This window comes from Acidobacteriota bacterium (assembly GCA_004299485.1).
GTDB lineage: Bacteria > Acidobacteriota > Terriglobia > Terriglobales > SCQP01 > SCQP01.
This window is the reverse complement of the sequence record SCQP01000014.1, coordinates 381,309-401,103: the sequence shown is the minus strand read 5'-3', so window position 1 is coordinate 401,103 and position 19,795 is coordinate 381,309. Positions and strand designations below refer to the sequence as shown.

Genomic DNA, 19,795 nt, shown 5'->3' with positions numbered 1-19,795 from the left:
ATACTAGCGAGACTAGCAGTTTGACGCGATCACAATGAGGAGACTTATATTTTGTGCTTGACATGAGACTCATTTCAATAGTATCTAACTCGCGTTTGGGGCTCTAGTAGCTTGGCACGAGGACTCAGGGTAAGGAGAGTGCAAAGGCGATCGGACGCATCGATCGGCCGACGAGTTTTGGAGAGATCACCGGAAACCGCCTCGCTCCACGCACCGTCGAGGTGGGGTTACTTCTCCGGTGGTAGCCGTGAACCGTGTCGGGCCGCCCTGGGGGCGGACCGGCCACTGCAAGTAAGCGCGTGTAGACGTCCAAGGGGAGGACCAGGAAATGTCACTTCGTTGTTTCGGTAAACACGCTTCGAACCTGTTGCTCGTGGCTGGCGCCATCGCCGGCATGTGTTGCTTTTCACCGCTAGGGCTGCCAGCCCAAAACGCCACCAGTGGTTCCGTAACTGGCCAGGTGGTAGACGCCCAAGGCAAGGCCATTGTGGGGGCGGTAGCCACGCTAACCAACGTCGCCACCAATGGCGTGACTCCCACGGTCACCAACGGCGCCGGCCGCTATAGTTTTTCCAACTTGCAGCCCGGCACCTACACGCTAGCCGTCAAGAAAGCCGGTTTCAAAAGCGCCACGGTGACCGACCAGCTCGTCAGCGTGGGCAAGAACCGGCTGCTCAATATCACCATGCAGGTAGGTTCGACTACGCAAACCGTGGAGGTGACGGCCACGGGCGCGGAGTTGCAGACGCTCAACTCCACCGTCGCCAGCTCCCTGTCGGGCCAAGCCATCGTGCGACTGCCCAGCCTCAACCGCGACGCCAATGCGCTCACCAACCTGCAGCCGGAAATCAACCAGGAAGGGGGCGTCGGCGGTGCCGCCGGCGATCAAAACAGCTTCACGCTCGATGGCGGTAATAATACCGACGACATGGACGGCTTTCATACCGCGTATACGTACACCTCCGCATCGTCCAGCGGCTACACCTCCGGTACTATTCCGACCCCGGCGGAAAGTGTGGAGACGTTCACCATCACCACCCAAAACCAGACCGCCGATGTCAATAGCGCTGCCGGCTCGACCGTCGCCATGGTGACCAAGCGCGGTACAGACGCGGTGCATGGCGCCGCCTACGATTATTATCTTGGCAGTTATTTGAGCGCCAACGATTGGGGCAACAACCAGGCGGGGATTCCGCGGGCCAAAAAACACCGGAATCGTTTCGGGGTCTCGCTGGGCGGCCGACTGTTACCGGACTGGCTGGGTGGAAAGACCTACTTGTACGGTTTATTTGAGGGCCTGCGCTATCCCCAGTCACCGACCTTCACGCGTAACACGCCCACAGCCACGCTGCGGGCCGGGGTCATTGCGGCCGACAACGGCAGCGGCAACACGGAAGCTGTATGCGGCAGTGCGGGGGCTGCGGGAGCTGCCGACTGTGCCGACGCGTCGCACTCGGTCGGCTTCTACAACCTGAACCCGAATACGGTCACCGTCAACAATGTCGCCTATGCACCGGCGAGCTGCACGGCGAATGGCGCGGGCGCCGTTCCCTGCGATCCTGAGAAGCTGGGGATTAACCCGGTAGTCGCGCAGTTGTGGAAGCAGTACATGCCCACGGCCAACAACAGCCATGCGGGTGACCACTTCAACACGCAAGGCTTCACGGGTAATATTCCGGCCGCCCAGAATACCAATTTCTTCGTGACCCGCATCGATCACGACTTTGGCGCAAAAACCCACTTTACGCTGACCTACCACTTTTTCAGTCTCGTCCGGCTGGATCCCAACGCGCAGCACGATATCGGCGGCGGCATCCCCGGCGATACCTTTGGCGTGCCCGCGACGAGCAGCCAGCGCCCGCAACTGCCTTCGATGTGGACGGCGCAATTCACTACCAACATAAGCTCGAATGTGACGAATACGTTCAACTATTCGTACTTGCGCAATTTCTGGCAGTGGGCCGGCTCGTATCTGAAACCCACGCCGCTCAGCGGCTTTCCGGCTTTAGGGGGCGCGCTCGAAGTCGGCGGCGAAAGCTCCAACGCGCTGATTCCCTACAACGTGGATACGCAGGCCGTGCGCACGCGCGTGTGGGACGGAGTCGGAAACACGTTCAAGGACGACGTCAGCATCCTGCATGGCAACCATCTGTTCCAGTTCGGCGGGCGGTTTACGGATCAGTGGGACTACCACCAGCGCAATGACAACGGCGGCGGTATCATGGCCAACACCGTCTATCAGGTCACCAACGGTCCAGGCATCCGCTTCGATTATCTCCCCACAGACTTCGGCGCCGGCGCCGACAAGGGGACCTTCAACCAGTACTATGCGGAGACGCTGGGCATGGTAAGTCAGCCACAGACGCTGTACACCCGTTCGGGCGCGAACCTGGGACTGCAGCCGCTGGGCACGCCTATGTTCGACAACAGCTATATCCCTATGTACAACGTTTATTTTTCCGACGCCTGGCACGTGCGGCCAAGCCTGACGGTGGATTTCGGCGCCGGCTACACCGTCGAGTTACCCCCCAGGGAGGATCATGGCAAGCAGGTAGCACTGGTGGATGCTGCTGGGAGCCCGCTCGATGTCAACAACTATCTGGCCTCGCAAGAACGTGCGGCGCTGGGCGGCCAGATCTACAACCCCAAGATTGGCTGGGCTACGGTCGGCAACGTAGGCGGCGGGCTGAAATACCCCTACCATCCTTTCTACGCCGGTTTTTCGCCCCGCTTGGCGCTGGCGTGGAATCCCAATATCCAAGGCGGTTTTCTGGGAGCGATTTTTGGCGGGAACAAGGCCGTGCTGCGCGGCGGCTGGTCGCGCATCTACGGGCGTCTCAACGGCGTGGATCTGGTGCTGGTGCCCTTGCTCGGGACCGGACTGGGACAGCCGGTGGAATGCATCGGCGCCTCGGGGAGCGGACAGTGCCTGGGCTCCAGCGGCGTGGATCCGACCGATGCCTTCCGCATCGGGCCCGCAGCCGATGGCTACAACGGCATGACGGCGCCGCTGGGGCAGGCACCCACGCCCACGCTGCCGCAACCATATTTCTCAGGCGAATTGCAGAACGGCGTGCCCAACCCCTCGGCAGGGAACGGTGATTTCCTGGATCCCTACTTCCGTCCGAACCGGTCCGATGAGTTTGATCTAACCTTCCAACGCCAGCTCACACCGAGCTTGACCACCATGCTCGGCTACACCGGCCGCATCATCCGCAACGAATACCAGGAAACCAATCTGGATGTGGTGCCCTATATGCTAACGGCCGGCGGCCAGCAGTTCCAGCAGGCGTTTGCCACGCTGTTCAACCAGATTGGCGCAGGGCAGAACGACGCCAATCCCTACGATCGCGTCACCGCATCGCCGTTTTTCACCGCCGCTTTGGGGGGCAACAACTCCGCCTATTGCCGCGCAGCCGGTGACTGCGCGCTGGCGGTGGCCGAAAACGAAGGGCCAGCCGCAGCCGACAACATTGACCCGGTCAACGGGAACACGGTGTTCAATTTGTGGCAGGACCTGCAGTCTTCTCCCTCCTGGACATTCGGGCGGACGAACATGAATGCGCCTACGACCTGCAACCCGGCTTCCCAGCCGGGCTGCCCTGCCAACGGTCTCATCAGCGGGGGCGGGCAGCTCGCGGATGTCTTCGACAACGATTCGGTGGGCTGGGGCAACTACAATGCGTTCATCTGGACATTGAACTTCCGGAATTTCCATGGCCTTACTGGAGCCTCCAATTTCACCTGGGCCAGGTCCATGGGTACGGGCCAGGTCGAGCAGCTCAATAGCGAATACACCGTCACCGACGCGTTCAATATGCACGCCATGTACGGCCCGCAGGAAAACCAGACTCCGCTGGCGTACAACGCCTACTTTGTCTGGTCACCGGGGGCCAAGAGTCAGAGCACATTCTGGCAGCATCTTGCGCACGGCTGGTCGCTTGCGCCGATCATTACCTGGCAGCGGATCGGCGCCAACTATTACTCTCTGAACGGCGGCATCTCCCAGGTCATTAACGGTTCCCAATGCGGTTCCTTCGGGGAGAGCAACTGTATCGGGGCGTACACGGAGGAAGCTGCGATTCTCACCACGGGCTATACCGGCGGCAGCGGTATTGTCCGGAACTCCACCTACGGACAGGCGAACCCGGCGCAGGGCGGGACGGGCATGGACCGCTGGGCGGATCCGGCGGCCATTAAGGCCGAATTCCGGCCAATTGTACTGGGTCAGGACACCACGGGAGCGGAAGGCAACAACTTCCCTGGCTTGAGCGAAACCGACGTAGATTTTTCGGTGACCAAGGACCTGGCGTTGTCGGAGCGCTTTTCGACGGTATTGAACGCGCAAGCCACCAACGTCTTCAACCACTTTTCTTCCTCGGATAACTTTAACGACATCAACTCACCCAGCAGTTTCGGCGTAATTTACGGGAACCAGCTCAATGCGCGCGCCGTCGAGGTCGGGCTGTTGGTGCGCTGGTAGAATCCATCCAAACGAGAAGTATGGGCCGTAGCGCTTCTGCGCTACGGCCCGCATTTTTGGTGGCAGGTAGATGCCTAGGAATTGTAGCAATTCGGGATGGTTCAGGGTGATGTGATCCAGATTGGTCCTTGAGAGAGTGGAGCAGGAGCGTGCAGAGGGGCGGCGTGCGGGCCATGCGGTTCCCGACGCGTGGGAGGGCGCGGCACCCGGGCGCGGAGCATGGATATTCCAGGGGAGGAGTTGAATGTCACTTCGTCGTTTCGGCAAGTGCGCTGAGCGCCTGCTGACAGGACGGCTGCGGCGCCCGCCGCGGCCATTTTTTTATGCCGGACGGGGTCCCACCCGGACAGGGGTAAACTACATCGTAGATCTATGGCGTCGGCGGCTCTTGAAACGGCAACCCCGGTGATGCGGCAGTACCTGGCGGCCAAGCGGCAGCATCCCGAGGCGTTGCTGCTGTTTCGCCTCGGCGATTTCTACGAGTTGTTCTACGAGGACGCCAAGACCGCGGCGGCAGTGCTCGACATCACGCTCACCAGCCGCAATAAGGAAAAGGGCGCACCCATCCCCATGTGCGGGGTGCCCTGGCATGCGGCGGAAACCTATATCGCACGGCTGGTTCAGCAGGGGTATAAAGTAGCGCTGTGCGAGCAGATGGAAGACCCCAAGCTGACCAAGACCTTGGTCAGAAGGGAAGTCACACGGGTGTTGACGCCGGGCACGGTGGCGTTTGCGCTGCCGGAGGCGGACAACCGTTATCTCGCGGCACTGGCCCGCTCGCCCGAGGGAAACACGGTGGGCTGGGCGGTAGTCGATGTCTCAACCGGCGAATTCCATGCCACCGAATTTGACGGTACGGTGGCGGCGAGCCGGGTAGCGGAAGAGCAGGCGCGCTGGCGGCCGCGCGAGATTCTCTATGCGGCGCCGGAGGCGCCGCTATTTGCCGCCGCGCCTGCGGATGCTGCCGCGGCTGCGACGCTGACTCCGCTGGAGCCCTGGATTCTGGAACCCGCCTTTGCGCAGGGCGTGCTGGAGAGCCACTTTGGGGTGTTGTCGCTCGAAGGCTTCGGGCTCAGCGGGCGGCCGTGGGCACAAGCTGCGGCCGGGGCGATTGTGCATTACGTGAAAGAGACGCAGCGCAGCACGCTCGCCCACATCGACCGGCTGGGGTTTTATGAGCGCCAGCAGGGCCTTGTGATCGATGCGGTGAGCGCCAGAAACCTCGAGCTGGTCGAGCCGCAGTTTCAGGGCGACGGGGCCTCCACTTTACGGGCGGTGCTGGATGCGACCTGCACGCCCATGGGCAAGCGGTTGCTGCGGCAGTGGATGCTGGCGCCGAGCGGGGAGCTAGTGGAGATCCGGGCGCGGCACGAAGCCGTGGCCGCGCTAGTAGCCGAATGGAGCCAGAGGGAAAAGCTGCGGGAAACGCTCGGCGGGATTCAGGATCTGGAACGGCTGCTGGCGCGGGTGGCGCTCGATACCGCCCTGCCACGCGATCTGCTGGCGCTCGCCGCCTCGCTGGACCGGGTGCCGGAAGTGAAGGAAGGGCTCAGGGGCCAGAGGCCAGGGGTCAGAGGAGACGAGGGGGCAGCGGGAGGCGGGAAGGGTGCTGGGAGCGACGGTGCTGGCAGGCTGGGCGAACTGGCGGCAAGACTCGATGCCTGCGATGCGCTGCGGGCGGCGGTTGGGGCGCACCTGGTCGAGGCTCCGCCGGCGACGCTTGCCGAGGGGGGTTATATCCGGGCCGGCATCAACGCCGAGCTCGACGAGCTGCGGGCGCTGGCGCATGGCGCCAAGACCGCTATTGCCGCCATTGAAGCGCGGGAGCGGGAGCGGACTACGATTGGTTCCTTAAAGATCCGCTTTAACAATATTTTTGGCTACTATATCGAAGTTTCGAAAGCCAATTTGCGCCTCGTACCCCCCGATTATGAGCGCAAGCAGACGCTGGTCAATGCCGAGCGCTTCACTACGGCCGAGCTCAAGGAGTTGGAGCGGAAGATCTTGTCGGCGGAAGAGCGGTCGCGAGCGCTGGAGCTGGAGTTGTTTCTAGGGCTGCGGCGGCAGGCGGCGGAAAATGCCGGGGCGATCCGGCAGGATGCGGCGGCGATTGCGGAGATCGATGTGCTGGCTAGCTTCGCGCATTTGGCCCAGGAGCGCACCTACTGCCGACCGGAGATGACCGCCGAGGGGATCCTGGAAATACTCGAAGGGCGGCATCCCGTGGTGGAGCGGCTCATGCAGGGGAATGCCGAGACGTTTGTGCCCAATAGCCTGGCGCTCGCCCCGGACGCCCAGCGGCTGCTGCTGGTGACCGGGCCTAATATGGGAGGCAAGTCGACCTATCTGCGGCAGGCGGCGCTGATTGTGCTGATGGCGCACATGGGCAGCTTTGTGCCGGCTTCCTCCGCCCGCATTCCGCTGGTGGACCGGATTTTTACCCGCATCGGGGCGAGCGACAATCTGGCGCGCGGGCGCTCGACGTTCATGGTGGAGATGACCGAGGCGGCAGTGATTCTGAATCAAGCGACGACGCGCTCGCTGGTGATCCTCGATGAGATTGGCCGCGGCACCTCGACCTACGACGGGCTGGCGCTGGCCTGGGCGATGGTCGAGCATCTGCACGATCACACCCGCGCCTTGACGCTGTTTGCCACCCACTACCACGAGTTGACGGCGCTGGCGGCTCAGCTTCCGGGGTTGCGCAACGCCCAGGTAGCGGTGCGCGAGAGCAAGGATGGCATCGTGTTTTTGCGCAAGGTCGAAGCCGGCGAGGCCAGCCGCAGCTATGGCATTGAAGTCGCGCGGCTGGCCGGGCTGCCGCGCGCGGTGATCGAGCGCGCCCGCGCCGTACTGCGTGAGCACGAGGCGCCGCGTCCGGCGGCAGGCGCGGCGGGGGAGATGCAGCTCACGCTGTTTACCCCGCAGGCGCAGAAGATTGCCGATCGCCTGGCGGCGGTCAACCCCGACACGCTGACGCCGCTCGAAGCGCTCAATCTGATTGCCGAACTCAAGGCCGCGCTCGCGTGAAATCCCTCCGTATCGCGGGGGTGATGTCGGGCACGTCGGCGGACGGCATCGATGTCGCCGTGATGCGCATCAGTCCTGCCTGGCGCTGGTGGCTGGAGGCGACCCATCATGCCGCCTATAGCCGGAGCGAACGGCAGGCGATTCTGGCGGCCGCGGGCGACCAGGCCACAACCTCGGAAATTGCCGCGTTGCATGGAGCGCTGGGACGGCGGATCGGGCGTGCGGTGCGAGCCTGCGACCTCAGCTCGCTGAACGCGGTTGCATCGCATGGCCAGACCGTTTTCCACGCGGGCCGGCGGGCGACGCTGCAGTTGGGGGATGCGGCCATGGTCGCGGCGCTCGCGGGCGCGGCGGTGATCAGCGACTTCCGTGCGGCCGACATTGCCCAGGGCGGGGAAGGAGCGCCGCTTGTGCCCTGGTCGGATGGCAAGCTGTTCGCGCACCCCACTCGGCCGCGTGTGGTGTTGAACCTGGGGGGCATCGCCAACCTGACGTTCCTGCCCGCGGGCGGCGAGCCGGCGGGCATTCGGGGTTTTGACACGGGGCCAGGGAATATGGCGCTCGATGCCTTCATGCAGCAGATATCAAATGGACGGCAAGCCTATGACAAAAATGGGGATTACGCGGTGCTAGGCCGGGTGCAGCCGGAGCTGCTACAGGCACTATTGCAGCACCCCTATTTCCGCCGCCAGCCGCCAAAGTCCTGTGGCCGCGAGCAGTTTGGCGCCGCATATGTGGCCGGGATTCGCCGCCGCTTTCCGCGGTTCAATCGGCACGACCTGATGGCCACGCTGGTCGCGCTAACGGCCCATACCGTGGCCCGGCATCTGCCGCAAGAAGCCACCGAAGTGATCGCCGCAGGCGGGGGCACGCGCAACCGGGCGCTGATGGCCGCGCTGAAGGAGGCGGCGCCGCAGGCCCGCTTTCTCCGCTCGGAGGAGTTCGGTGTGCCCTCCCAGTTCCGCGAGGCGATGGCGTTTGCGATGCTGGGCGCCGCCCATCTGCGCGGCGTGCCGGCGAACCTGCCGGCGGTGACCGGCGCCCGCCGCGCCGTGGTGCTCGGTAGCTTTACCCCCGCGCCTCCCCAATAGCTGTCAGGTGCCCGGCTCAACTGAAAACTGTGAACTTTTTTAGAACGGTTCCCCTGGCAGGGGCGCGAGCACGGGCGTACGCTGGCCCCAGCCGGCGCGCTTCACCTGTGCCATATCGCGGATCAACTGCTGCGGCAGGTGGGCGTTCAACTTGGGCAGGGCGCTCGTGGCTTCGTTGCCGATGGTCCAGGCCGTGGCGGCGACGGTTTGGGCCACCTGCTGGATTTCGGTGTAGTCGACCTTCACCGGCGAGTCGGTGACGCGGTGATAGTCCACATGCAAGCCATCGGTGAAGAAGGCGATGGGGATACCCATCTTGGCGAAGTTGTAGTGATCGCTGCGGTAGAAGATGCGCTGGCCGCGCGGACCGGGGCCGAGGTTGTCATGGGCGGCGTCGGGGGCAGTAACGTCGTAGAAATGGTTCAGGTCGAGCTTCTGAAAGTCGTTGTTGACCTGCTCGATGGTGTGTTCGAGCGCGTCGCTGGAAATATCGGGGCCGACGATAAAGGCCTCGTGCGGCGCCACCAGACGGTAATGGGGCGGATCGACGTAGCCGGGCGGACGGGTGCGGCCGATCATGTCCATGTTCAGGTCCACGACCACCTTGCTCAAATCGATGGGCGGGAACTCGACGAAGTACTGCGAACCCCACAGGCCTTTTTCCTCGCCCGCATTCCAGAGAAAAATCATAGTGCGTTTGGGGCGCAGGCCGCGCGCGGCGCCGGTGGCAAAGGCGTGGGCGATGCCCAGCAGGCCGGTCGAGCCGGAGCCGTCGTCGTCGCCGCCGTTATTGATGCCATCGCAGTCGTGCTGATCGGCGGCCATGGTCAGTCCGAAGTCGGTGGCATCGCCGGCGGCGAGCACCGGATTCTGCTGGGTGCAGTTGGGGGTGGCGCTCCGGCCGATGTGGTCGAGGTGGGCGCTCATGATGACGTACTGGTTTTTGAGCACCGGATCGGAACCCTCGAGCACGCCGATCACATCTTCGGTGTGGTTATGGGTGGTGGCGACGGCGATGTGGGCGGAGAGGGTCTTGCCGGTTGCCAGGGCGAAACTGGGCAGCTTGCCCGAGCCGGCCTGCGCCATGACTTCTTCGGCGCTCAGCCGTTCGCCCTGAAACAGCGCGTCCATGAGTCTGGAGCCAGCCACAATCTGAGGAACCGAAGCTCCTGTTGGAGCTAGAAACTTGGCCACGCGATAGTTGGGGCCGTTGGGACCGAAGCGCAGGGTGCCGGCGCCAGGCTGCGCCATCTGGCTCAGTTCGGTGAAGCTGGGCGCGGAAATCACCGCCAGGGCGCCGTGCTGGGAGGCGTACTGAGCGGGCGTCAGGTCGCCCGGCCGCATGGGATCTTCCGGCCGCGCGCTGCGGGTGAGAAAGCTGGCGATCAGATCATGCTGGTAGCGCGACAGTGCGGGCGGCTGGCCGGCGACGACAATGACTTTGCCCTGCACATCGAGACCCTGATAGGGGTTGTGGCCACCCATGACATAACCGTTGCCGGCAAAGATGAGCTGGGCACTGGCGATATCGCCGCCGGTGAGGGGCGGCGCGTTGCGGCCGCGCGGGGCAGGAACCAGCCAGTCGTGGCCGTAGGCGAGCGCGTGCGTGCCCGCCGGCAGGGGCGCGGCGCCGCCGAAAAAGCGCAGCAGACGGGCGTTATTGCCCTCCGGAGCCGGCAGGGTGATCGCCATGCGCATGGCCTGGGGCACAGGGTTGGTGGAGGCCAGATCGATGGGCAAAAAAAAGGGCTGCAGCGGACCCAGGGTGCCAGAGGTGCTGCCGCCCGGCGCGAGGCCCCATTCGCTCAGGTGGCTGGCGACGTACAGCGCCGCCAAATCGTAGCCGCGTGAAGGCGTATTACGGCCTTCCAACTGGTCGGAGGCGAGGAAGTAATCGTAGGTCTCCAGCTCGTGGATGGTAATCGCGTTGGCGTTGCCGAATTTTGGCGGTGCGGGCTTGGCGGCCAGAAGCAATGCCGCGGCAGCGATTACTATAGGAGCGGTGAGCAGGGCAGGGAATCGCTTCATAAAAGTTCTCAGTTGTCAGTTCTCAGTTGTCAGTTCCAAGTCTCCAGTGTGGCCCTGCACCGCTGGCCAATAGCAGCCGACAACTGGCACATCGGATAGATCTTCCGTGGACGCACAAGGTCAACAGAGTAGCGCAAAACCGGCGCTTCAGGTAGTCGCGGCGATTCTGCGCCGGGATGGCAAAATCCTCATCTGCCAGCGCGCGGCCGCGGGCCGCCATCCGCTGCGCTGGGAGTTTTCCGGCGGCAAGGTGGAGGCGGGGGAAACCGAGCCCGAAGCCTTAGCCCGCGAGCTGGCCGAAGAGCTGGCCCTGCGCATTGGTCCGGAGCAAATCGGTCCTCTCGTAGCCCGCCTGCAGCACCGCTATGGCGAGTTGGCGGTCGAGCTGGCCTTCTACGCAGTCGCGGCCCCGGCCGCGGAACCGCAGAACCGCGTTTTCGCGGCCATCCGCTGGGAGGCGGCTACATCGCTCGAGGCCTACGATTTCCTGGAAGCCGACCGTCCCCTGCTGCCGCGGCTCGCAAAACTGTAAACTGTGAACTGTAAACTGTAAACTGTTCTCTCATGCGCATCGCCCGCGAATACACCACCTACCTCGCCCACGCGCTCGCCGAGCGGCTGCAGGCGGAAAAGCTGATCTCGGCGCCGGACGCACGCGGTCTGGCCGAAGTTATCCACAAGGCGCTGCTGGAGGAGTTCACCGTCGAAGACCGCATCAACGACGAGGCCCGCGCCATTCTGCAATCCCACGCTGCAGAAATGCAGCAGTTGGGCGCCAGCTACGGCGATTCCTTCAAGAAGATCAAGGCCGAGCTGGTGCGCAAGCACAAGGTGGTGCTATGAGGGTCGAACGGGAGGAGGAAAAGCCGCGCATCTCGCGCGACAAGGTGAACAAGCTCTCCCACGTGGTGGTGGAGGCGCTCGCGGCGCGGCCGGAGGTGAGTTTCCATCAGGACCACAACACCGTGCGGCTCGCGGTGCGGCGGTTGCTGGAGCAGATGTTCGCCGGTGAGGCCAAAATGGATGAGGCGGTGCGCGCCAAGATTACCTCGCAGAAAAAAGGGATTCTCGAGGGCTCCGACGAATGGGAGATCCTCTATCGCAAGTATTATCAGGAAGAACTGAAGCGCCTGGGAGTGTAAGCCGATGAGTGTTCCTGCCAATGCGCCGCGCGTGCGCGTCACCCAAAACGCCGATTACCGCGAGGTCTACGCCAACTCGGTGCAAATCCGCCCCTCCACCTGGGACTTCCTGCTGCAGTTCGGCCTGCTGGAGCAGAAGGCGGCCGATGAAGTCGAGGTCCATCTCAGCCAGGGCATCTATTTGAGCCCGCAGCAGGCCAAGGCGGTGCTGCATCTGCTGAAGACACACCTCGACAGCTACGAGAAAGCCTTTGGCGAGGTGCAACTGCAGCCGCTGAACCTGCCCGGGGCCGTGCAATAGAAGGGTATATCCGTTTATCAGTAGATCAGTTTGTCAGTTCCGGGCTCAAGCGGCGGGGCGGCCTTTGGCGGCGGTGGGCGGCGCCGGTGGGGGTGTGGGCGGCGCTGGTCGGGGCACATGCGCCGCTGCTGCGGCTGCCCTATTACTGGGATGAGGCGGGCTACTACGTTTTTGCCGCGCTGGACTGCTTCCGGCACGGCTGGCTGATTCCGCGCTCGACGCTCGCCAACGGGCATCCGCCGCTGTTGTCGCTCTACCTGGCGCTGGTCTGGACACTGGCGGGCTTTCATATTCTTGCCACGCGTGCGGCCATGCTTGCCTGGGCGGCGGCGCTCATCTGCGCCGTCTACAAGCTGGCGGAAGCGCGTCTCGGGGCACGCGCGGCGCTCGTGCCGCCATTGCTGGTGGCGGTTGCACCGCTGGTGTTTGCGCAAGGCTCGCTCGCCCAGCTCGATCTGCCGGTGGCGGCGCTGATCTTGTGGGCACTGGTGGCGCGCGAGCAGCGTCGGCCGTGGGTCGAAGCCGGCTTGCTGGTGGCGGCTTGCCTGATGAAAGAGACCGCGGTGATTGTGCCTGCGGTGCTGTTGCTGTACGACCGGCGCAAGGGGCTGCGTTACCTTTTCCCGATTGCGGCGCTTGCCGCCTGGTATCTCTACTACCACGCTCACACCGGCTACTGGTTCGGCAACCCACAGTACTTTGCCTATAACCTATCGACGACGGCGGTGTCGCTGCCGCGGGTGGCGCTGTCTTTGGTGCGGCGCATCTGGCAGTTGGCGTTTTACGATGGCACTGGCATCGTAACGCTGGTCGCCGCCATCGCCTGGTGGCGAACGCGCAAGCAAACGGCGCCAGTAAGTGCCGCGCAATCCTGGCCTGTGGCGTGGATTTTGGTGCTCGGCGTCTACCTGCTCTTTCACGCTGCCGTCGGGGGTGCGGTGCTGGCGCGGTATTTGTTGCCGGCACTGGCGCTGTACTATCTCGGCGCCGCGGAGTTGATCTTGAAGCTGCCACGGGCGGGCTGGTGGGTGGCCGGTTGCGCAGCGGTGCTGGTCGCAAGCTGGTTCTGGAACCCTCCTTACCCGTTCCCCTATGAAGACAACCTTGCCTACGCGCACTTCGTGAGGCTGCACGAGACCGCCGCGCGCGTGCTTGCGGCGCACCCGCCTGCAGGCGCGATCTGGACCGCCTGGCCTGCAACCGATGAGCTCACGCGCCCGGCGCTGGGCTATGTGATCCGCCCGCTGGCTGTGCATCCGCTTTCGAATTTCAGCCGCGAGACGCTGGCCGGGCTGCGCGGCACGCCGGCGGAACTATACCTCTACAGCCGCACCTATCAGCCGACACTGAACGTTGCCGATGACACGCCCTTCTGGACGCGCTGGGCGCAGGAGTATTTTAACTTCGCCCGGCCGGCGCCGCCCGCCGCGTGGCTGGCGCGGTTGCACCTGCATCCGGTGTTTCGTCGCGCCGCGCATGGGCAATGGGTGCTGCTGGCCCGGCCCACGGCTAATTCTCCAGCCAGTGAAGTTGGAGCTGCGGCACGGTCCGCGCCATCGCGCGGATCTCCGGATCGCCGGTAACTAACGGAGCGTCCATCTCCAGGGCGGTAACTGCCGCAAACGCGTCCGCGTACGAGATCGGATGGGAGGCTTTGAGGGAGGCTGCGCGCAATACCAGGTCGTTGGGGACGGCATGGATATGCACCCGGGAGCGGACATAGGCGTCGATGTGCTCCGCGGCGGGCCATCCACGACGGCGGACGGTGATGTAGAAGACCTCGCCGAGATTCAGGATACACATGTGCAGCGCGCAAATTCCGCTGCCGGCGCCTTGCCAGAGTTCCTCAACTGCGCCTGCGGCTGGTTCATTATGCAGCCAGCACAGCAGAGCCCAGGAATCGAGAACGAAATCCTTCATCGGGCGGCGCCACGAGTGCGCGACCCGATATCCGCCAGACGGCGCTCGTGGGCCTTTTCGGTGGCGCGATCGTGCTGGCGCTCCGCCCATACATCGACATCCGCCAGAAAGCCGCGCAGGGTGCCATGGGGCGAATCCAGGCTGGCGGCGGGCTTGGCCAGCCACGCATCGAGGGCCGCCTCGGTAGCCGCCTGCAATGAGAGACCGCGACCCGCGGCCGAGCTCTTGAACCTCCGGAACAGCGGTTCAGAAAGACGCACCGACAGTTTTTGACGCGTTTGCCGCTTTGCTGGCATGCTGTCATTCTAGCACGACGTCGGGCGCTTCCCTGGCGGGCCGCCGGGGCCGACGGTGCCGCCCTCGACAAAGCCGGCATAGTCAGCCTTGCCGGTGATTTTGACGATGGGTTGGATTCTGGGCTTGAAATTCAGTTCTTGGCTGCACTGCCGTGTTGTGCCCGGCGCGAAGTAACCTCGCCCCGATTTGTGCGGAGCCACCACGACCGAAGTGCAGGTGCTTGGGGCGCCCTCCAATTGGCCGTGGCGGCGGATTTGAAAATACCAGGACGTATTCCAGGCGCGCAGACTGCGGCCAGAGGTATTGGTGAGGGCGTAATGCAGGCGGAGCGGACGCCGGAAAAGGGTTTGCTCCAGACGTACGTCGCTGATGAGCAAGGGCACTTCAGCGGGCGTCGTCAGCTCAACCTCGGGCTGTGGGAACAGCCACATCGTACTACTCGTAGCGTAAGGCTTCGACGGGGTCGAGCTTGGCGGCTTTCATGGCGGGAAAAAGGCCAAAGAACACGCCGATGGCGACGGAGATGCCGAAGCCGGCGATCACCGACCAGAGCGGCACCGAGCTGGGGAGCGACGGCACGCTGATTTTGATCAGCTCGCTGATGATCCAGCCGCCGATGATACCGAGCACGCCGCCGAGGCCGGTGAGGAAGATGGCCTCGGACAGAAACTGCTGCGTGATGTCGCTGCGGCGGGCGCCGATGGCCTTGCGCACGCCGATCTCGCGGGTGCGCTCGGTGACCGAGACCAGCATGATGTTCATCACTCCCACGCCGCCGATGAGCATGCCGATGGAGGCGACGGCGATGATCACCAGCGCGATTTTGCTGGTGATGTCGTGGAACTGGCCGATGATGCTGGAAGCGGTGGCCATGCCGAAGCTGTCGTGTGCGCCCCATTTGTCGCGGCGCGAGCGCCGCAGCGCCATCTCGATCTGATCCTCGGCGATGGGCAGCAGGCCCGGCCGCGCCTGGGCGACGATGGCGTGCTCGGTGGCGGCGGGGTAGAGCTTGGCGAAGGTCTGGAAGGGAACGTCGGCGGACAGATCGGGCTCCTGCGGTCCGGCGCCGTTGATCGGGGCGTAGACGCCGATGATGCGGAGCGTGGTGCCGTTGATCTGGAACTGCTGGCCGAGCGGGTCCATGTGCGGAAACAGAGCGTCGGTGATGGAGTGGCCGACGACGATCACGTTCAGGCGGTGATCGTTTTCCATCTCCGTGAAAAAGCGGCCTTGCTGGAGCACGCGGTTGGTGGCGAGGGGATAGTTGGCCTCGACGCCTTCCATCTGCAGGGCGTCGACCTCCTTGCCGTGCGCCCGCGCATTGAAGCTATTCGAGCCGGGCCGTCCGAAGGGATTGCGGGGCAGCGCCTGGCCGCTCACTACCGAGCAGGCACCGCAGCTTTCGCGCACCGCCTGAATATCCTGCAGCGTCAGCGGCGGCCGGGTGCGTTCCTCCTGAGTGAGGTTGCCGAGCTGGATGCCCGGGGCGAACTTGTAGACGAAAATCGTGTTGGTGCCAAAGCTTTCAATCTGATCGACGATGGTGCGGTTCATGCCGGTCAGAATGCTGCCGATGGCCATCAGCGTAACTGTGCCCACAAACACGCCCAGGATGGTGAGCGCCGAGCGCATCTTGTGCGAGCGCACGGTGTCGTAGGCGAGGGCGATGTTTTCTTTGATATGAGAGGGCATAAAAAGCTGTCAGCCGTCAGCCATCAGCCATCAGCTTGTGCCGGGAGGCCGCCGATGAGCGCTGGGGCGTGACCGCCGGGCTGATCGCTGAAAGCTGATTGCTGATAGCCGGGATCATGTTTCTGCCCGCAGGGCCGCAATCGGCTCCAGCTTCGAGGCTTTGGCCGCGGGATAGATGCCGAAAAACAGGCCCACCGCAGTGGCGATCACCAGCGCCGCCACCGCAGCAAACCAGGGCAGGGCAAAGGGCAGAGGCGTGAAATGGGTAAGGAGAACACAGAAGGTCCAAGCGCAGACGATGCCGATAATGCCGCCGACGCCGGAGAGCACCGCCGACTCAACCAGAAACTGCTTCAGGATGTCCTGGCGCTTGGCCCCCATCGCTTTGCGGATGCCGATTTCGTAGGTGCGCTCGGTGACCGCGGCCAGCATGATGTTCATGATCACGATGCCGCCGACCACTAGAAACACTGCCGCCACGCCCACCATCACGCCTGCGATCACGCCAGTGACCTTGTGGAACAACGCCATCAGCGAGTCGGCGCCAATGATGCCGAAGTTGTCTTTATCCTGGTAGTGCAGGTGACGGAAGGCGCGCATCATGACTTCGGTCTGGTCCTCGGTGGCCGGCAGCAGCGCCGCCGAGCGCGCCTTGATCGAGATGTTGAGGGACGCTTGCGTGCCGTACAGATCCTGAAACACGGTGATAGGAGTGTCGGCGAAACTGTCCTGCGAGCGGCCGAAGATATTGCCCTGCGCGGTCGCCTGGCCGATGACGCGGTAGTTGTGGCCATCGATGTTCAGCGTCTGGCCGATGGGATCGACGCCAGGGTAGAGATCTTTGGCCAGGTCGGCGCCGATGAAGGCGACGGAGCGGTGGTGCTGCACGTCGGCGGGCGTCAGATAGCGCCCCTCCAGCACTTTCCAGGTGGCAAAGTCGATCTGGTTGGCGGTCATGCCATTCACCGTGATGGCGTTCATGGAGTGATTGCCCGCCTTGGCCAGGGTTGCGCCGCCGCGGCCCACCTTGGCGCCCACCTGGGCGGCGAGGGTGACGTGGGTGCGCAAAAACTCATAGTCGGCGATGCTGAGCCGGCGGTTGGTCAACTGCGCTTTGCGGAACAGCGAGCGGTCGGTCATTTCCGCCAGACTGTACTGCTGCACGTTGAGGACGTTCGATCCCAGGCCGGCGATCTTATCGCCCACGTAGCGGTTCACGCCCTGCACCAGGGCCACCACCGCGACCAGCGTCCAAATGGAGATAATGATGCCAAGCAGCGTCAGAAAGCTGCGCAGCTTATGCCCCCACAGCGTCGCCCAGGCTTGCTCGATGGATTCGCTGAGGGGCAAAGTTCAGGCTCGAGGAGTGGCCTTCTCGCGCCCCAGCCGGGTGGGCTCGTCCCGGTCCACCTTGCCGTCGCGGATGTGGATGACGCGGTGCGCGAATTCGGCGATGTCGGGCTCGTGGGTGACCAGCACGATGGTGTTGCCCTGCGCCCAGAGCGTGTCCATCAGCCCCATGATTTCCTTGCTGGTGGTTGAGTCCAGGTTGCCGGTGGGCTCGTCGGCGAGCAGGATGCTGGGATTGTTGATGAGCGCCCGCGCAATTGCCACGCGCTGCCGCTGGCCGCCGGACATTTCATTGGGCTTGTGGTTCTGCCGGTCACCCAAGTCGACTTTTTTCAGGGCGTCCTGGGCGCGCTCGGCGCGCTGGGTGGCGGCGACGCCGGCATAAATGAGCGGCAGCTCGACGTTATGCAGGGCCGAGGCACGCGCCAGCAGGTTGAAGGTCTGGAAAACGAAGCCGATCTCGTGGTTGCGGATGTGGGCGAGGGAATCGTCGTCCAGCTCGCTCACGAGCTGGTGGTTGAGCCAGTAATGGCCGCGCGTGGGCGAGTCCAGGCAGCCGATCAGGTTCATGAGCGTGGACTTGCCCGAGCCGGACGGTCCCATGATGGCCACGTACTCGTTGCGCTTGATCGAGATCGACACACCCCGCAGCGCGGCGACCTTCTCGGTGCCCATCTGGTAGATCTTCCAGAGATCTTCGGTCTGGATGACCACGTCGGCAGCGGGCTGGGCAGGGGTAGAAGTGGGTTCGCTGACAAGCGAGGCGGTTGACATGGTAGTGTCGGCTCCCGGAACGGCGTCCTTACTACTACGATCCGCTGGCGCCGCCGGTTGCTGCCGCCAGGGAATTATCCACCTTTGACATTGAATTGATTGCGGGGACCCAGCGCGGCTGAGCCGCGTGGCCCGCTCTCGGCATCGTCTGGCGTTGGGCCAGGGGCGCGTATGCCCCAGCCCGGTGCCGTGCGTGGAATTGATTGAGCAGGGTCATATAACTATGATCCGGCGGCGCCGGTCGTGGCGGCTGCCAAGGAATTATCCACCTTTATCCTGGCGTGATTGGCCAAGGTACGCAAGGCGGTGTAGGGCCCGGTGACGATTTCATCGCCGGCTTTGACTCCTTTCAGCACCTGAACCCGGTCCACGCCGGTGACGCCGGTCGCGGCCGGTACGAAAACCGCGGCCATATCGCCCGGATGAATGACGAAGACGCCCTGAATCGGTTTCTCGGTCTTTTGGGCCACCAGCGCCACCGTTTGCGGGGGTGCGTTGGGATTCTGCGGCTGGAGCTGGCTGGGATCGCGCTCGACCACGGCTTGCAGCGGAATGGTTACCGCATTGCTGGCGGTTGCGGTGGTGATATTGGCAGTGCAGCTCAGGCCGGGGCGGATGCTGGAGGGAGGATCGTCGAGCTGGACCTTGACCTCGAAATCTTTCGCCTGCTGGGCATCGGAGCCGGTGGTGCTGGTGGCTGCGGCGCCGGTCGAGCGCAGAATCGCAGTGTCGCCGACCTCGATGACGTGCGCGGGGAAGGGCTTGTCGCCAAAAGCGTCAATGGCAATGGTGGCGGGCTGGCCCACGGCGACATTGGCGATGTCGGTCTCATCCACCAGCACGTCCGCAATCACCGTGGACATGTCCGCCACACGCATGATGACGCTGCCGGGTGAGTTCTGAATGCCGGTGACGACGGTGTCGCCGATGTGGACGGGCAAATAGGTCACGATACCGTTGAGCGGGCTGCGGAACTCAGTGCGGCTGAGGATGCTTTTGGCGGCGGCGAGGTTGGCGTGTGCCTGCGCGATCTGGGCTTTCAGGCTATTGACTTGCGCTTCGGTCTGCTTGAGCGCAGCTTCGGACACTTGCGCTTGCGCGCGTGCGGTCTTATACGCCGCTTCCTGGGAGTCGTAGTCGGATTTGGACAGCAACTGGTCTTCATAGAGCGCCTCCGTGCGGCGCCAGTTCTGTGTGGCCTGGGCAAGCTGGGCCTGATCACGCGCGATATTGGCGCGGGCGGTGCCCAAGGCAGCGACTTGCGCACCGAGATTGGCCTCGCTGGTTTTCAGTGAGGCATTCATGCCCGACACCGCTGCCGCCTGCTGAAGGTTCCAGAGTTTCGCAAGCAGCTCACCCTTGGTGACCCGGTCGCCCTCTTTAACGTAGAGGTCGGTGATTTGGCCGGCACCTTCGCTGGGGCTGATGTCGGCGTAGGTTTGGGGGGTGATTTCGCCTGAGGCCGTGACTACGGAGGCAATGTTCTGCACCAGCGCCCGTCCGGTTTGGACGCTGACGCGACCGCGCCCCGCCTGGTTGAGCGAGACGGCAATGACGCCGCCCAGCACCACAACAATGACAATGAAAATGGCGAGTTTCTTCCCGGTGCTCATAAACTTATCAATGCGAATCTAATAGGGCCTTTTTTCCAGCTTAACCGGATAACGCCTAGCCCGGCGCGTTTGTG

16 protein-coding genes are annotated in these 19,795 nt (G+C 63.7%); 8 read left to right on the top strand and 8 right to left on the bottom strand.

Annotated elements, in window-relative coordinates:
- Positions 1 to 328 precede the first annotated feature (328 nt).
- The 3 genes from EPN33_10695 to EPN33_10685 all read left to right on the top strand — a co-directional run bounded on the left by EPN33_10695 (position 329) and on the right by EPN33_10685 (position 8,604).
- Positions 329 to 4,483: a carboxypeptidase regulatory-like domain-containing protein gene (locus EPN33_10695; GenBank protein TAN22109.1), complete on the top strand. Its 4,155-nt coding sequence runs from the start codon at positions 329 to 331 to the stop codon at positions 4,481 to 4,483.
- A 372-nt stretch (positions 4,484 to 4,855) separates the two neighbouring features.
- Positions 4,856 to 7,513 carry a DNA mismatch repair protein MutS gene (gene mutS, locus EPN33_10690; GenBank protein TAN22108.1) on the top strand — a complete coding sequence of 886 codons (2,658 nt, stop codon included), beginning with the start codon at positions 4,856 to 4,858 and terminating at the stop codon, positions 7,511 to 7,513.
- Positions 7,510 to 8,604, top strand: a complete 1,095-nt coding sequence (locus tag EPN33_10685) for an anhydro-N-acetylmuramic acid kinase (GenBank protein TAN22107.1) — start codon at positions 7,510 to 7,512, stop codon at positions 8,602 to 8,604. Before mutS ends, EPN33_10685 begins: the two co-directional genes overlap by 4 nt.
- A gap of 39 nt (positions 8,605 to 8,643) precedes the next feature.
- Here EPN33_10685 and EPN33_10680 read toward each other — a convergent pair whose 3' ends face one another.
- Positions 8,644 to 10,632 (bottom strand): M28 family peptidase, encoded by a 1,989-nt coding sequence (locus tag EPN33_10680; protein ID TAN22106.1) that lies wholly within the window; start codon positions 10,630 to 10,632, stop codon positions 8,644 to 8,646.
- Between the two features lie 106 nt (positions 10,633 to 10,738).
- Here EPN33_10680 and EPN33_10675 point away from each other — a divergent pair, with 106 nt between their 5' ends.
- The 5 genes from EPN33_10675 to EPN33_10655 are packed head-to-tail and all read left to right on the top strand — an operon-like array spanning position 10,739 to position 13,658.
- On the top strand, positions 10,739 to 11,164 hold the full coding sequence (locus tag EPN33_10675) for a (deoxy)nucleoside triphosphate pyrophosphohydrolase (protein TAN22105.1): 426 nt from the start codon (positions 10,739 to 10,741) through the stop codon (positions 11,162 to 11,164).
- 32 nt (positions 11,165 to 11,196) lie between these two features.
- Complete coding sequence (locus EPN33_10670; protein ID TAN22104.1) at positions 11,197 to 11,475, top strand: DUF507 family protein; 279 nt, start codon at positions 11,197 to 11,199, stop codon at positions 11,473 to 11,475.
- Entirely contained in the window at positions 11,472 to 11,774 is a 303-nt protein-coding gene (locus EPN33_10665; protein TAN22103.1) for a DUF507 family protein, read from the top strand. Before EPN33_10670 ends, EPN33_10665 begins: the two co-directional genes overlap by 4 nt.
- Before the next feature lie 4 nt (positions 11,775 to 11,778).
- Positions 11,779 to 12,075, top strand: a complete 297-nt coding sequence (locus EPN33_10660) for a DUF3467 domain-containing protein (GenBank protein TAN22102.1) — start codon at positions 11,779 to 11,781, stop codon at positions 12,073 to 12,075.
- Positions 12,072 to 13,658 (top strand): hypothetical protein, encoded by a 1,587-nt coding sequence (locus EPN33_10655; GenBank protein ID TAN22101.1) that lies wholly within the window; start codon positions 12,072 to 12,074, stop codon positions 13,656 to 13,658. The genes EPN33_10660 and EPN33_10655 overlap by 4 nt, the downstream gene beginning before the upstream one ends.
- On the opposite strand, the gene EPN33_10650 is transcribed toward EPN33_10655, so the two are convergent.
- From EPN33_10650 to EPN33_10620, 7 genes are all read right to left on the bottom strand, one after another.
- Positions 13,585 to 14,085 (bottom strand): type II toxin-antitoxin system VapC family toxin, encoded by a 501-nt coding sequence (locus tag EPN33_10650; protein TAN22100.1) that lies wholly within the window; start codon positions 14,083 to 14,085, stop codon positions 13,585 to 13,587. The genes EPN33_10655 and EPN33_10650 overlap by 74 nt on opposite strands.
- Positions 13,992 to 14,291: a hypothetical protein gene (locus tag EPN33_10645; protein ID TAN22099.1), complete on the bottom strand. Its 300-nt coding sequence runs from the start codon at positions 14,289 to 14,291 to the stop codon at positions 13,992 to 13,994. Before EPN33_10645 ends, EPN33_10650 begins: the two co-directional genes overlap by 94 nt.
- A gap of 9 nt (positions 14,292 to 14,300) precedes the next feature.
- Positions 14,301 to 14,723, bottom strand: a complete 423-nt coding sequence (locus tag EPN33_10640; GenBank protein TAN22098.1) for a hypothetical protein — start codon at positions 14,721 to 14,723, stop codon at positions 14,301 to 14,303.
- Positions 14,724 to 14,727: 4 nt separating this feature from the next.
- Complete coding sequence (locus tag EPN33_10635; protein TAN22097.1) at positions 14,728 to 15,984, bottom strand: FtsX-like permease family protein; 1,257 nt, start codon at positions 15,982 to 15,984, stop codon at positions 14,728 to 14,730.
- 114 nt (positions 15,985 to 16,098) lie between these two features.
- Positions 16,099 to 17,334 (bottom strand): ABC transporter permease, encoded by a 1,236-nt coding sequence (locus tag EPN33_10630; GenBank protein TAN22096.1) that lies wholly within the window; start codon positions 17,332 to 17,334, stop codon positions 16,099 to 16,101.
- Positions 17,335 to 17,337: 3 nt separating this feature from the next.
- Positions 17,338 to 18,108: an ABC transporter ATP-binding protein gene (locus EPN33_10625; protein TAN22095.1), complete on the bottom strand. Its 771-nt coding sequence runs from the start codon at positions 18,106 to 18,108 to the stop codon at positions 17,338 to 17,340.
- A gap of 221 nt (positions 18,109 to 18,329) precedes the next feature.
- Positions 18,330 to 19,721, bottom strand: coding sequence for an HlyD family efflux transporter periplasmic adaptor subunit (locus EPN33_10620; GenBank protein TAN22094.1), 1,392 nt, complete (start codon positions 19,719 to 19,721; stop codon positions 18,330 to 18,332).
- Between the last annotated feature and the right edge of the window lie 74 nt (positions 19,722 to 19,795).

What these genes read in the sequence shown, in the direction of transcription:
- EPN33_10695 (TAN22109.1), top strand. Translation starts at nt 329, where the DNA reads ATGTCACTTCGTTGTTTCGGTAAACACGCTTCGAACCTGTTGCTCGTG.
- mutS (TAN22108.1), top strand. Translation starts at nt 4,856, where the DNA reads ATGGCGTCGGCGGCTCTTGAAACGGCAACCCCGGTGATGCGGCAGTAC.
- EPN33_10680 (TAN22106.1), bottom strand. Translation starts at nt 10,632, where the DNA reads ATGAAGCGATTCCCTGCCCTGCTCACCGCTCCTATAGTAATCGCTGCC.
- EPN33_10670 (TAN22104.1), top strand. Translation starts at nt 11,197, where the DNA reads ATGCGCATCGCCCGCGAATACACCACCTACCTCGCCCACGCGCTCGCC.
- EPN33_10665 (TAN22103.1), top strand. Translation starts at nt 11,472, where the DNA reads ATGAGGGTCGAACGGGAGGAGGAAAAGCCGCGCATCTCGCGCGACAAG.
- EPN33_10660 (TAN22102.1), top strand. Translation starts at nt 11,779, where the DNA reads ATGAGTGTTCCTGCCAATGCGCCGCGCGTGCGCGTCACCCAAAACGCC.
- EPN33_10650 (TAN22100.1), bottom strand. Translation starts at nt 14,085, where the DNA reads ATGGGCGGAGCGCCAGCACGATCGCGCCACCGAAAAGGCCCACGAGCG.
- EPN33_10645 (TAN22099.1), bottom strand. Translation starts at nt 14,291, where the DNA reads ATGCCAGCAAAGCGGCAAACGCGTCAAAAACTGTCGGTGCGTCTTTCT.
- EPN33_10640 (TAN22098.1), bottom strand. Translation starts at nt 14,723, where the DNA reads ATGTGGCTGTTCCCACAGCCCGAGGTTGAGCTGACGACGCCCGCTGAA.
- EPN33_10635 (TAN22097.1), bottom strand. Translation starts at nt 15,984, where the DNA reads ATGCCCTCTCATATCAAAGAAAACATCGCCCTCGCCTACGACACCGTG.
- EPN33_10625 (TAN22095.1), bottom strand. Translation starts at nt 18,108, where the DNA reads ATGTCAACCGCCTCGCTTGTCAGCGAACCCACTTCTACCCCTGCCCAG.
- EPN33_10620 (TAN22094.1), bottom strand. Translation starts at nt 19,721, where the DNA reads ATGAGCACCGGGAAGAAACTCGCCATTTTCATTGTCATTGTTGTGGTG.